General features: G+C 44.3%; 14 protein-coding genes and 1 tRNA gene. 2 read left to right on the top strand and 13 right to left on the bottom strand.

Going from position 1 to position 12,818, the window contains the following annotated elements:
• On the top strand, positions 1–750 hold a 750-nt coding region (locus tag A3757_RS25995; RefSeq protein ID WP_068738968.1), incomplete at its 5' end, for a hypothetical protein.
• 69 nt (positions 751–819) lie between these two features.
• Here the strand turns inward: A3757_RS25995 and A3757_RS00630 are convergent.
• Both A3757_RS00630 and A3757_RS00625 read right to left on the bottom strand, forming a co-directional pair.
• Positions 820–1,317, bottom strand: a complete 498-nt coding sequence (locus A3757_RS00630) for a hypothetical protein (protein ID WP_068509734.1) — start codon at positions 1,315–1,317, stop codon at positions 820–822.
• A gap of 30 nt (positions 1,318–1,347) precedes the next feature.
• Positions 1,348–3,282 (bottom strand): ATP-binding cassette domain-containing protein, encoded by a 1,935-nt coding sequence (locus tag A3757_RS00625; RefSeq protein WP_068509732.1) that lies wholly within the window; start codon positions 3,280–3,282, stop codon positions 1,348–1,350.
• Between the two features lie 157 nt (positions 3,283–3,439).
• Between A3757_RS00625 and A3757_RS00620 the strand changes: the two genes are divergently transcribed.
• Positions 3,440–4,018, top strand: a complete 579-nt coding sequence (locus tag A3757_RS00620) for a hypothetical protein (RefSeq protein ID WP_082865206.1) — start codon at positions 3,440–3,442, stop codon at positions 4,016–4,018.
• A gap of 61 nt (positions 4,019–4,079) precedes the next feature.
• Here the strand turns inward: A3757_RS00620 and A3757_RS00615 are convergent, their stop codons facing one another.
• The 11 genes from A3757_RS00615 to A3757_RS00565 form a co-directional block, all read right to left on the bottom strand.
• On the bottom strand, positions 4,080–4,889 hold the full coding sequence (locus A3757_RS00615) for an MOSC domain-containing protein (protein WP_068738966.1): 810 nt from the start codon (positions 4,887–4,889) through the stop codon (positions 4,080–4,082).
• Entirely contained in the window at positions 4,890–5,819 is a 930-nt protein-coding gene (locus A3757_RS00610) for a chemotaxis protein (protein ID WP_068553498.1), read from the bottom strand. It abuts the gene before it with no gap.
• Between the two features lie 187 nt (positions 5,820–6,006).
• Positions 6,007–6,082 (bottom strand) — tRNA-Gly (locus A3757_RS00605).
• Positions 6,083–6,316: 234 nt separating this feature from the next.
• Positions 6,317–8,875 carry a vWA domain-containing protein gene (locus A3757_RS00600; protein WP_068738964.1) on the bottom strand — a complete coding sequence of 853 codons (2,559 nt, stop codon included), beginning with the start codon at positions 8,873–8,875 and terminating at the stop codon, positions 6,317–6,319.
• A 174-nt stretch (positions 8,876–9,049) separates the two neighbouring features.
• Positions 9,050–9,304, bottom strand: a complete 255-nt coding sequence (locus A3757_RS00595) for a DUF1653 domain-containing protein (protein ID WP_068514784.1) — start codon at positions 9,302–9,304, stop codon at positions 9,050–9,052.
• Positions 9,301–9,648 carry a hypothetical protein gene (locus A3757_RS00590; RefSeq protein WP_068514779.1) on the bottom strand — a complete coding sequence of 116 codons (348 nt, stop codon included), beginning with the start codon at positions 9,646–9,648 and terminating at the stop codon, positions 9,301–9,303. Before A3757_RS00590 ends, A3757_RS00595 begins: the two co-directional genes overlap by 4 nt.
• A 105-nt stretch (positions 9,649–9,753) precedes the next feature.
• The gene (locus A3757_RS00585) at positions 9,754–10,191 is read right to left on the bottom strand and encodes a YcgN family cysteine cluster protein (RefSeq protein ID WP_082865207.1); all 438 of its coding nucleotides are present in this window, start codon (positions 10,189–10,191) and stop codon (positions 9,754–9,756) included.
• 24 nt (positions 10,192–10,215) lie between these two features.
• Positions 10,216–10,527 (bottom strand): YcgL domain-containing protein, encoded by a 312-nt coding sequence (locus A3757_RS00580; protein ID WP_068514773.1) that lies wholly within the window; start codon positions 10,525–10,527, stop codon positions 10,216–10,218.
• Between the two features lie 8 nt (positions 10,528–10,535).
• Positions 10,536–11,648 carry a ribonuclease D gene (gene rnd / locus A3757_RS00575; RefSeq protein ID WP_068553499.1) on the bottom strand — a complete coding sequence of 371 codons (1,113 nt, stop codon included), beginning with the start codon at positions 11,646–11,648 and terminating at the stop codon, positions 10,536–10,538.
• A gap of 4 nt (positions 11,649–11,652) precedes the next feature.
• Positions 11,653–12,261: a recombination mediator RecR gene (gene recR, locus A3757_RS00570; RefSeq protein ID WP_068514766.1), complete on the bottom strand. Its 609-nt coding sequence runs from the start codon at positions 12,259–12,261 to the stop codon at positions 11,653–11,655.
• 38 nt (positions 12,262–12,299) lie between these two features.
• Complete coding sequence (locus A3757_RS00565) at positions 12,300–12,626, bottom strand: YbaB/EbfC family nucleoid-associated protein (protein ID WP_068507357.1); 327 nt, start codon at positions 12,624–12,626, stop codon at positions 12,300–12,302.
• Between the last annotated feature and the right edge of the window lie 192 nt (positions 12,627–12,818).

Raw genomic sequence — 12,818 nt, 5'->3', positions numbered from 1 at the left:
AGCCATGCGGCCGAGAATTCGTCAAAATCAGTCCTGGAAAACATCTACCAAAGCCAGATCAACTCTTATTATTCTATTAATGGCTTTTATAACTTCAGTGCAAACCAAGGTGCTCAAAAAGACCTGGAAGATATCAATGCCTCGCTCACAACAATGGCCGAGCTTTTTAACGCAATTCAAGGTGAAACAGATTCGGGTGAGACCTCGGAACAGTTTGAAGCAGTCGCCGCTGCATGGAAAGCCTACCAAAAAGTACTCAAGCAGAACGTACGTGAAGTTGAGAAGACAGGCTACCCTGACCTTCGCTTAGCGGGCGACATGGCGACCAATAACATTGCACTCAATGCAGCATTAAGCGGCCTTTATGATGCTATTCAAGCAGGCGCGAGTATAAAGCCAAGTAAGACAACCCAGCTAAGCCGTGATACAGCAACTAACCTTGCCCTAATGATGACCAAGTATTCAGCAAGAACAACTTCTACGGTTAGTCAGGTATATGCAGGCGGCGATGTCGATAAAGAAGTAACGATCGATTCTCTTGCTGAAGAGTTCGGTAAACAGCTGCAAGAATTGATGGCTATGGCTGAAGGTAAACAGACCTCGTTCAAGCTATTAGATTCTGCGAATACCAAATGGGACTTCATTAAGAACTCTTACGTAAATTACAACGAGAATCGTGTTAACTTCATCGTTAACCTTTACTCAAAAAAGATTATTAATGACATTGAGCAAGCTCTTGAGACGATGTAATTAATACTTAATAGTCTGAGACATAAAAAAACCGGGCCATGTAGCTCGGTTTTTTTATGTCTCAATTTTCTAGGCTAACCAATATTTCGCATATTGCTTACAGCTTTCCAGGCAGCGCTTAACGCTTTCCACCTCTTCCAGGGATTCTGGAGACTTTTGCTGCTCTCGCCACAACATAGCTAAGCCACCTTGTGAAATCACCAAGGCTTCACAGGTCTCAGGCAAGCCCTCAAAGACCCCCTCCTTTTCCAACGCCTCTTTGAGCTCATCCCTAGCGTCAAGCTCATGTGCATCGTGATCAACACTCAGGCGGATCACTCGCGCTTTGTGTGAACTTGGCTTGGCCTCTCTAGGCAACAAACACTCATACAAGGTATAAGGACGATAATTATCTATCCAATAAAAAAGTGACTTCGCCAGTTTTTCGTCGAGCAACCTTACCTTCAGCCCCAATTCCAGAGCACGTGCGCGCATTGCCGTCAGCGACTTTTCTCTGGGTGAAGGCATAACCCATAAAACCGACCCAAATACAGCCAAAGTAATGAGTAGCGCTACCCACAAACCCATTACACTGGCCCTCTATCGTTACGCTCTGATTTAAGCATCTTCCAACTCCATCCAACGTTCCATAGCAAGCGACAACTCATCTTCAAGTGCCGCTAGTTCAGCCGTAACAGATTCTATTTCTTCATGGTCTTTTTGATAAAACTCAGGCGACACAATAAGAGCCTGAAGCTCTTCAATCCTCGACTCCATTTTCTCTATTTTCGCAGGCAACTGTTCCAACTCGAGCTTTAATTTATAACTCAATTTTTTTGGTTTATTCTGCGAGACAGCAGGACTTTGTTTCTCGGTGGAACTGCTTGTTGGAACAAGTTCTTTTTCAAGCGGTTTAGCGGCATTGTCCTTATCGTTTGTATACTGCCCCTCTGTTGGTAAACGACCACCGGTTTGTCTGACCCAGTCATTATACCCACCAACATACTCGCCAATTTTCCCCTCACCTTCGAATACTAAGGTGCTCGTGACGACCTGATCTATAAAGTCCCGGTCATGACTGGTAATAAGCAGTGTTCCCTGAAACTGAGCCAAACGCTCTTCCAACAATTCCAAGGTATCAACATCAAGGTCGTTGGTTGGCTCATCCATTACAATAACGTTTGCCGGTTTGGCAAATAAACGCGCTAACAATAAGCGATTCGTTTCACCACCGGACAAGGCGGTGATAGGTGAGCGAGCACGCTCTGCTGTAAATAGAAAGTCATTGAGATAACTCATTACGTGACGGGACTTGCCATCCATTTCAACAAAGTCATGGCCATCGGCAACATTATCAAAAACTGTTTTAGTAAAATCCAGTCCACCTCGAAGCTGATCGAAATAAGCAACTTCCAGTTTACTCCCCAAACGTACAGACCCACTTGTTGGCTTTAACTGGTCAAGCAATACCTTCAATAAAGTCGTCTTACCGGCACCATTTGCTCCAATTAAGCCTATCCTGTCGCCTCGCATCACTGTTAATGAAAAATCATCAATAACCTTACGTCCCGAATCAAATGCAAGCGACACATGCTCGGCTTCTGCCACCAGCTTTCCTGACTTCTCCGCTTCGGCTATTTTTATTTCAGCCTTACCTTGCTGATTGACTCTTTGCTTACGCTCATCTCGCATGGCCTTTAAGGCCCTGACACGCCCTTCGTTTCGAGTACGCCTTGCTTTAATCCCCTGGCGAATCCAAACTTCTTCTTCAGACAAGCGCTTGTCAAACAAAGCATTTTGACGTTCTTCTTCCTCAAGCAAACGCTGTTTCTCTTTCAGGTAGTCGCTATAGCCTCCGTTAAAAGCTGTGATATTTCCCCTGTCCAACTCGATAATATTGGAGGCCAAAGCCTTAATAAACGCTCTATCGTGACTGACAAACAATAACGCGCCACGATATTCTGCTAAGCGGGCTTCCAGCCATTTGATAGTTTCGATGTCCAGATGGTTAGTCGGCTCATCTAGTAAAAGCAGGTCGGGTTCATTGATTAAGGCTCGGGCAAGCATTACCCGCCGCCGCCAACCGCCGGATAAGTCTTTCATCTGCATCGATTCATGCAAACCAAAACGCTTAAGCATGCTGGCGATCCGAGTATCAAAATCCCAGCCATTTAATGACTCGATTCTGTCTTGCAGCTTCTCTAACTTTTGCAGGTCTGCAGCTTCATCCTGACTATTGATCAGATGGTGATACTCACTTAAGACCTGACCAATTTCCGGTAGGCCTTCAGCAACGACATCAAAAACGTTACGTTCATCAGCATCGGGCATGGATTGAGGCAAAGCCCCTACTTTAAGACCCTTTTGAAAATTTATGACACCGGAGTCCGGATCACTACTTTTCATTAGCAATGACATTAATGAAGACTTTCCCTCGCCATTTCTACCCAGCAGGCAAATCTTTTGTCCCTCTTCAATCGCAAACGTAACGTTATCCAGTAAGGGGCGGTGGCCATACGCTAATGACACATTTTCAAAGCGGATTATACTCATATATTTTTTTACTAAATCTTTTATGTTTTCGTAAAATTGGCTCGCCAACTGATGATTTTCAACTATCCTTCATAGAATAAGCTGGCACTGCAATGCATGCAGGCATTATGCACGACTTTTAATTTGTCACCACTGTTAAATGTAATGGAGATTCGCATTGTCTAACAATCCGGTAACATCTACCGCGAAAAAACCAGACTTGGACTGGAGTCAGGTTCGCGAAACGATCAACATGCTGACCCTAGCTGTGTCTCAGGTAGAGTGCACCATGACAGACGGCGAAAAGTCAGTAACAGAGCTGACTCAGTCGTTTACCTATATTGCCAGTCAACTGAAGGAAGTTATTGATTCACATAAAGGTGAAGAAAATGACACCTCAGGAACTGACCTGGAGTCTATTAAGCTCAGTGCTGCAGAGATCCACCAGCAGATTATGAGTGCAATTGTTGCCTTCCAATTCTACGATCGACTCACTCAACGTCTAGACCACGTCAAGCGAGATCTAGGTTGGCTGAGTAATCTGGTAAGTGATCCTCAGCAACTCTACAACCCAATGGCATGGTCTAAGCTGCAAGAAGACATCATGTCGAACTACACAATGGAAGAAGAGCGCATCATGTTCCAACACATCATGAACGGCGCAAGTGTTGACGAAGCTTTGGATATTTACAAACATCACTTTAGTGCCAAAAAAGACAGCACTGACGATACCTCGGACGAAATCGAGCTTTTCTAAGGCAAGTACCTTTCAGTTAAATGCCTATTTCTATGTTTAGAAATAGGCTGAAGCGCTTTACCTATCCCTCTTCAAGCACCTCAATTACTCTTAGCTTATCATCGAGTGAGATTTTCCCTGTATTAAGTTGAACCATACTCTGTCCGAAACAAACACCAAAATCGTTTTTTCGATACTTAGCTAGCGTCTTTAGAGGCTCTTTGCCAATCTCGCCATGCTCATCAATGCAAGTCATAATACAGCGGCTACATGGCTTAACTAATGCAAACTCTATCTCACCGATAGCAATACGCTTCCACGAGTCTTCTTGAAAAGGGATATCGCCTTCAAGCACAATATTCGGCCGAAAACGGTTCATGCCAACAGGAACTTCCAAGCGGCTATTCAGGTCATCTAATGAGGCCTGGTTAGTCAATAAAATCGGGAAACCGTCAGCAAAGCTAACTTGCTGGCTCTCTGCAAAGAACTCACGGTCGACCTGGCGAAAAGTTGAGTCAGGCATATAGGCCAAAGCCACATTCACCCCCAAATAGTCTGAAATAACTTGTGTCCGGCGGTCTTGTACGGTGAGCGCACCCACTTCATCAGACCAGACACATACATCAGCTTCTTTAGAAAACTCACTTAGCGAAAAACTGACCTCAGGAATGCCCTCGTCCGATATATTTAAAGTACTACCATCAAAGCTTGCAGAAACTTTGGCTAAGGCGCTATATTTTCGCTGAGTAATAAATCGCCCGGCATCATCCACCAACATAAAACGTCGATCAAAACGCAAACCAAAGCGATCAATTTCAACTTCACTTAAGGATACCGGACCAAGAGATTTGACCGGATGAATATTCAAAGCGGAAATTTTATATTCAGACATTTAAGAAGCCTGTTCTTTGACGTAGTCAAGAACAGCTGTTGCAAGCTCATCAGGCTGAAATTTGGATAGCAAGCGATTACACCCAACTCGCTCTGCCATAGCCTGGTTAAAACTACCACTCAAAGAAGTATGCATAATTACATAAAAGTGGCTCAATCGATCATCTTTACGAATTTCAGTCGTTAGTCGATAACCATCCATTTCCGGCATCTCGGCATCTGTTAGCACAAGTAAGCATTGCTTAAGCTTTTCCGGATCATTATCCGCCCACTCCTTAAGCATTTCATAAGCTCTTAAGCCATTTGGTGCAGTAATGGTAGGTAAACCTAGCTTTTCTATCGTACCGGTCGCCTGTGCAATTGCGACCGGTGAGTCATCGACCACCAAAACAAACTTTTCTCCTAATGAATCAATCAACTCATTCTCGAGAAGCTCTTCAGAGACATCAGTTGAATACGGAGAAATATCTGACAAGACCTTCTCTACATCAATAATCTCGACAATCTGTTCCTGATAGCGTGTTATGGCCGTTAAGTAATGCGCCCTACCCGCCGCTACCGGAGGCGGCATGATATCTTCCCAATTGAGGTTAACTATTTGCTCTATTCCGGCAACCAAAAAAGCCTGCACACTTCGATTATATTCAGTGACGACAATAATGGATTCACTGTTAACCTCAAGCGGCCTCATACCAATTGCCTGACTTAAATTGATAACGGGGACAGTCTGCCCCCTAAAGTGAGTGACACCACAAATACAAGGATGACGATGAGGCATCGCAGTTAGGTTTGGTAAATTCAGAACCTCTTGAACCTTAAATACATTGATTGCAAAGGTCTGATGACCGCTAAGCTTAAACATAAGCAACTCTAAGCGATTTTCACCTACCAGCTTGGTTCTTTGATCGACCGAAGCCAAAACACCCGACATCTTACCCTCCAGGAAAGCAGCAAATTCACCGCTAAAATCTTATCATGCAAATGCTCTACGAAAAGCCAAGCCAAGCTAGGCGCGCAGATATTCATAATGTACTAAATAGCAATAAGTTTAGACCATAAAGAAGGTCTCGACTGAAGAATGAGCCGAATTTAATGATCGATAGGTAATAAAGATAAATTGGAGCGGGAAACGAGATTCGAACTCGCGACCCCAACCTTGGCAAGGTTGTGCTCTACCAGCTGAGCTATTCCCGCTTAATCTGGTGTGATTTTTTACTTGATCATACAAGAGAGAAGTAATAACACCCCTCTTAAAACCCGATTATTTACAGAGAGTTACGCCCTCAGATCGAGTGAGGGCGTATTATAGGGAGAGCATTTTTGTCATGCAAGTCCTTTAATAATAAAAAGCGTGAAAAAGATAACACTTTTGAAATCTATCTCGAACCTTGCCCGATCACCCTACAAAATCATCAGCAGACGCTTAGATTAAGCGCCCTTATCCTTTTCTTCATCTGAGGGCAGGTCATCTGTGTCACCGATATCGAAGTCTTCCAAGTTGAACTCTTCGTCATCGTCGTCATCCAGCGGGTCGCTTAGATCCAATGCATCTTCAATTTCCTTTTCCAAGTCCTCTTCAGGCTCATCCGCAGCATCCTCAATCGCTTGAGCAATATCGGCAGCCAGGTCCTCGTCATCCCCGGAAATGTCCAGCGCATCGGCCTCTTCCGGCTCATCAAGCTCAAGCTCCTGAGCGACATCACTTAAGTCATCGGTAGATAGGTCCACGACCTCTTCAGGCTCAGGCTCAGGCTCTACTAAAGGTTCGTCATCCTCTTCAAGCTCAACAAGCGGCTCGTCATCCTCTTCCAACTCAACTAGCGGCTCATCATCCTCTTCCAACTCAACAAGCGGCTCATCCTCTGGCTCCTGAGAGGCAACTGGAACTTCTTCGGGTGGCTCTTCAACAAAGTCTAAGCCATCATCCGGTTCTGCTTCGGGTTCTTCTTCCACCTCAGCACTCGCTTCAGTTTCTACATCTTCTGCAATTTCTTCAACATCCTGATCGCTCAGGATTTCTGTTTCTTCAACTTCCTCTTCTTCCTCTTTCGCCTGACGCTTTTTAAGCAAATAGAAGGCTAAGCCACCCAAGAGCAAGCCCCCTAGAACACCGCCGCCGATAATAAACCAAATCATCATATCGTCTTCTGACTCTTCTACCAGCTCTTCTTCCGCTTCGGGCTCTTCAACAGGCTCTTCCACCTCTTCCTTAACGGGCTCTTCGGCTGGCTGAGGCAGCTCTTCTTTCGCTTCCTCTTTAGGTTCTTCAGCTTTCGGCTCTTCTACCTTTTCTTCCGCAATTGCCTCTGCAGGCAACTCTTCTGGGGCATCTTCTTGCTCGTTCACTGACACGATATTATTTGAAGCACCCGCCGGTATCGGGAACTCAGCCTCAAAAGGCTTAGGCTTGAACTTGAATTTCTTTCCTTCAATCGTCTCGGCCTTTACCTTAACAGCCACTTTATACAAGCCATCGCCTTTATCTGGCTTAATCGGTAATACCCAGCGCCCCGCCTCGGCATCTAATTCCAAGGCATTGATTAAACTACTCCCATCAGGAGCATTTACCTTCGCAAATATATTGGTATCAGTCAGAGATATCGTCTCACTCATCGGCGTGACCACTAGCGCATAATGAGCTTCATCTCCTTCCCCTTTAACCGAAAATTCAAAATCAAAAGGCGCTCTCAAATTAATAATCTGGCGTTTCTTACGCTTAAAGGTTTTCCCATCAACCAAGACCGTCACTTCATACTGACCGACCTTACTTAACTTACGAATAGCTTCTCTAAAAACGCCGTCTTCAGGAACCTCATCCGACATAGACTTCTTAGCCGTTTTATTGCTTTCTGTTTTAAGCTGCAGCTGCACATCTAATAACTGCAAAAAATCAGGATTAGTAACTGTCTTCCCTTCTTCACTAAAGCTAACGTCAACATTCAAGGGATCACCAGCGAAGAAATTGACCGGTAGTTTGCTAACATTAAGCTGCAAGTTACTAACCACTGTCACCTGGCTTCCTGGTTGAACTTCGGAGTTAATCTTCCACGTGCCTTCTAAAGGACGACTGACAGTAATCAAGTCATAACCTTTATCCTGATACCATTTGATATCCTCACCCTGGTTTTCATAGCTATATACTTTTTCATCAGGAGATAGAATTTCGGTCGGAATGCTGCCATCCCCTCTAAAGATCAAAGCAGTAAATTCTTCGATGCTAGAATCGATAACAAACTCATTTCCCTCGATAGGTACCTGCTCACTAGGAACGGCCTGTTCAAGAGCTTGGAGAAAAATTCGAGTCAGGTCTTCAGGGGTCTCGGCAACCGCCGATTGTCCACCCGTTTGAATAGCTAACTTATCCATTAAGGATTTATCAGCATTTTTTGACAAAGAGATTGAATGAATCTTGGCGCCCTTCTCTTTAAAGGTAGCCATCACTGAAGTTAGAATACGCTCACGTTCTGAGGCATTTTTCTCGGGGTCTTTATCAATATCGACCATGCCATCAGTCAGTAGAATGAAATGAGTATTCGAGAAGTCCTTACCTTCTTTATAAAAATCATCAGAAGCCTTCTCAAGCACTGCCCCAATATTTGTATATAGCGCTACAGAATTGATTTTCTTTGCTTTTTCTTTAGCGTCAAGACGCCATTGCTCATCAACAGCTTTTAACTTGACCAAATTATTAACCCATTGACCAAAAGTCCAAACACCCGCTTCATCGCCATCGGGAATCAGCTCAGTTAATAGGTTAACCGCCGGGATTCGCAAGTTGGCCGGATCATTCTTCTTCATGCTCCCGGAGATATCGATCAGCATACGTATATCGGCCCCCGCTTCATTAGCAGCGGCATCTTGTGCGAAAGCATTAGCTGAAATTAATACATTGACGAAGACCGCCAGTGTCAACATACGCTTAATAAGGCTAAGCCCTCTCAGCTTTTGCGTTATCACCTGGCGCGCAAATGATAGTTTGGAGTTCATAGATTCCCCTGCATGATCCCGGCCCAAACAAATGAGGCATTATGGACAAAATTAGTCGAACATAGATAATTTATAGCAGGTTTTACAACAACAACAATGCGATATTAAAAGTATTTTCTCTTAAATTAACGCTTACCTGTTGTTTTTATAGAAGATTAGTGTGTTTCACTAAGTTTAGAGTGATGAAGGTAAATGTTTTCCTAGCTCGACGTTATAGGCATTGATGAGCTTAAAGCGATCTTGCTCTAGACCGTTGATGGACACTGACTCTTTAAACATATCTAAAGGACGCACCCACAATCCAAACTCGCCATATAAAGCTCTATAGACAACCAACTTTTCCTCTGTCTCGCTATGCGTGACCAGGCCAAGTACCTCGTATTCAGCCCCCTTATAATGCTGATACAAGCCTGTTTCGATACCACTCATCCAGCCTTCTCCATACCCAAGAGTCTTCTCATAACCGATTCCAACATCACCACAACGATCATTAATGCATAAGCGGCGGCAATATAAACCCCTGCTTGAAGCGCTTTATCTGTGTGACCCAAAACCCAGTCATAAGCACCAACAAGGTAGGCGGGTGCCAGCCAAATACTTGCATCTGTCGCAATATTGATAGGCGTTAACAAGAGGACGGCAACCAGAACCCTTAAAGATCGCCGGGTTCGACGTAGCTTGAGATTTCTGGTCATTCGCCAAAATACGGCAATCATCACGAGCGCGGAAATCAGGTACACTGCCCACGCAGCAAGGTATGAAAAACTTTCCAACTATCTATCCTTAAGCCTATATCAACTAAACAAGATCGAGCGAGCCCATCTCATTATTAATTCGCAATTTTTAGTGTAGTTCATCTGCCTGACAGCCATAACAAACTAAATTATGTAGTCTTCCCAATCGTCTTCTGAAACCAGGCTTTCGCTGATTGCTTTTGAGCGCACCGAAATGTGATTTTCATGCATCATAATTTTGCTACCCGCGATCAAGGGGTGCCACTGGGGTAGCGGCTTCCCTTCAAATAGCAAACGATAAGAACAAGTTTCAGGGAGCCATACCGAGACCTCAGGTAAATCAGTCACACTTAGGTTAAGACAGTCAGGCACATAATTGTTTCGCTTGGAATAGACAGTACACTGACAAGCATCCGTATCCAGATATTCACAGCTGATACAGGTAAACAGCAAGTCATCGCTGTCTTCATCCTGGAGCTTATGCATACAGCACTTACCACAGCCATCACACAGAGCTTCCCACTCTTCTTTCGAAAGCTGGTCTAAGGCTTTTTCTTTCCAAAAAAACTTATCTACCGCCAATTGACTCGTCTCACCGTCATTAATTTAGCCGTGCAAACTATCTTTAGGTGGCTTATATAAATCCAACATTTCCGGGTCTTTTGCTGGCGGCATCTGCAAATAAAAGCCTTTCTCAGCAATATCGTCCAAAATTTTCTTAGCATCCGCACGGGCCAATTTCTTTTCTGGCGTGAGTATCATATCCATCACATGCTCAGCTTGCCCAAATATTTGCATCAGTGCATCAGGCAAAGAAGTCAGTTCATCCGCTCGGTCGAGGTATAAGTACATTTCCTGCTTCTTTTTACTCTTATAAACCGAGCAAAATCGTTTCGTACTCGAGGTATATTGCGTCATCATTTCTCCTAAATTCCTAGCGCCTTTGACATTTTTTCTGCTAACCAAGGCTTGCGCCATCCCAAATACTCGTTAGGCAAACTTTTATCGCCATGCCGACGAACATTTATGACAACACGTTCTAACATTTTTCTTGAGCCCAGTAACTGAACAGCAATCCCCGAATCTTTGGCGACCTGCGCGACTATCGCTTTTAGCTTCTGGTAATAATCCAGCTCCCGGCCTCTAACCGGTCGGTCAATCGGGCGTAAGTCAATTTCTGAATCACTAAACTCCGCAATTATTTCCAACAATTCCTCGCCATAGCGGCGAATAGATTTATGCTGAATATCTTTAATACGCTTCAGGTCAGACAAAACTTCTGGATGTGTTTCAGCAATTTGAATCAAACTTGTATCTGAAAACACCCAAGGTTTAGGAATATTTTTTGATTGTGCCAAGTCATCACGCCACATAACCAGCGTTTTTAGTAAAGACTGATCCACCTTTTTAAGCTCACAGCCACCACGCAGCTTCAAATAAGCATTCTCTGGTGCATCCCAAGACTGAAAAAACTGCTGAACCAATGAAGCACTTTCTTCTAATACCGCTGCCATAAAAGACTTGGCTGAAAGCTGTGCCTGCAGCTCAGAATAAAGCGTCAGCAAATACTCAACATCTTTCGCAGCATAAGCTAACTGGCTATCAAACAAAGGGCGACGCAGCCAGTCGGAGCGCGTTTCAGACTTGTCTAGCTCATGCCCAAGCACCTCTTGCACAAGCTTTTGGTAACCAAGCGACGGCCCTAAACCCAAAAATGCTGCCGCCAACTGGGTATCAAACGCGGCTTTGATGCGCGCACCCGTCGAATGAAACAAAAGCTCAATATCTTCACTCATCGAATGCAAGACCTTGACCACTGACTCACTTTCTAGCAAAGGCGCTAACAAACTGAGATCATCTACTTCCAAAGGGTCAATCAGGTAGACGTGCTCGCCTGCTGCAATCTGTATGAGACCCGGTGCTGCGAAATAGGTGTTGGTTCGCATAAATTCGGTATCGATTGCAACGACAGTTTCATTTAAACAAAGCTTTATAGCCTCAGTAAGCGCTGCTGCATCATTAATAATCTGGACACTCATTTAATCAACCTTCTTCAATAACAGGCTTGCGCCCGGAAAAGGCATGACTAAGCGTCCCACCATCAACATAACCAAGATTCCCACCTAGAGGAATACCATGCGCTAAGCGCGTAATGAGTACATCAGACTCACTAAACACTTCAGCAATGTAATGAGCCGTTGCTTCACCTTCAACGGTTGGGTTTGTAGCCAATATTATTTCCTTGGCTGACAATGAGCTGACTCGATCCATTAAAGCTGGAATGCCGATCTCTGCAGGACCTTTACCATCAAGTGGTGACAAGCTACCTTTCAATACGAAGTACACACCCTTAAACTGATGTGTCTGTTCAATCGCGATCAAATCAGAGGGAGATTCGACAACACATAAAGTGTTGTGTTCCCGCTGAGCGTCCTGACAGATATGACAATACTCACTTTCACTTAAGGTTCGACACCCCACACACTCGCCTACTGCTTCCAAAGCATGCGACAAGGAATTAGCCAAACGCTGGGCACCATTGGGTTTTTCATCCAACAGCGACAGAGCCATTCGCTGGGCAGACTTCTGCCCTACTCCAGGCAAAACTCTTAGTGACTCAATCAGCTCATCAATAACAGGACCGAAAGTCATACTCTTATTTCATCCACAATTGCATTAAAAGTCGATCGTTAGAACGGCATTTTGAAGCCAGGAGGGAAGCCCATACCTTCCGCTAAGCCTGACATTGCATTTTTGTTCTTTTCTTCGATCCTTCTTACCGCATCATTTACTGCTGCAGCAAGTAAATCTTCCAAAAACTCTTTATCTTCACTCAACACAGTGTCATCTAGCTCAACCTTAATAACATCATGACGACCATTCATCACAACCTTCACCAAGCCAGCACCGGATTCACCCATCACTTCTGCATTCGCAGCTTCTTCTTGCTGCTTTTGAAGCTCTTCTTGCATTTTTTGGGCTTGCTTCATAATATCGCCCAAGTTTCCACCAATCATATTTTTCTCCACTTACTATTGTGCAGAGCGTCTTCAGAAGGCAACTGCACGCGATCATATTTTATTAAATAATCTGCCCTAAAGCTTTAATGCTATTTTCAATCAACACACCATCAAACTCTCTAATCATCTGTTGGACATAGGGGTCATTTTCAACACTCAGTTTTGCTTGCTCCCCCATTTCCGCTTTCA

This window comes from Oleiphilus sp. HI0117 (genome assembly GCF_001635235.1).
The sequence above is the reverse complement of the archived record's forward strand: the minus strand, read 5'-3'. Positions and strand labels throughout refer to the sequence as shown.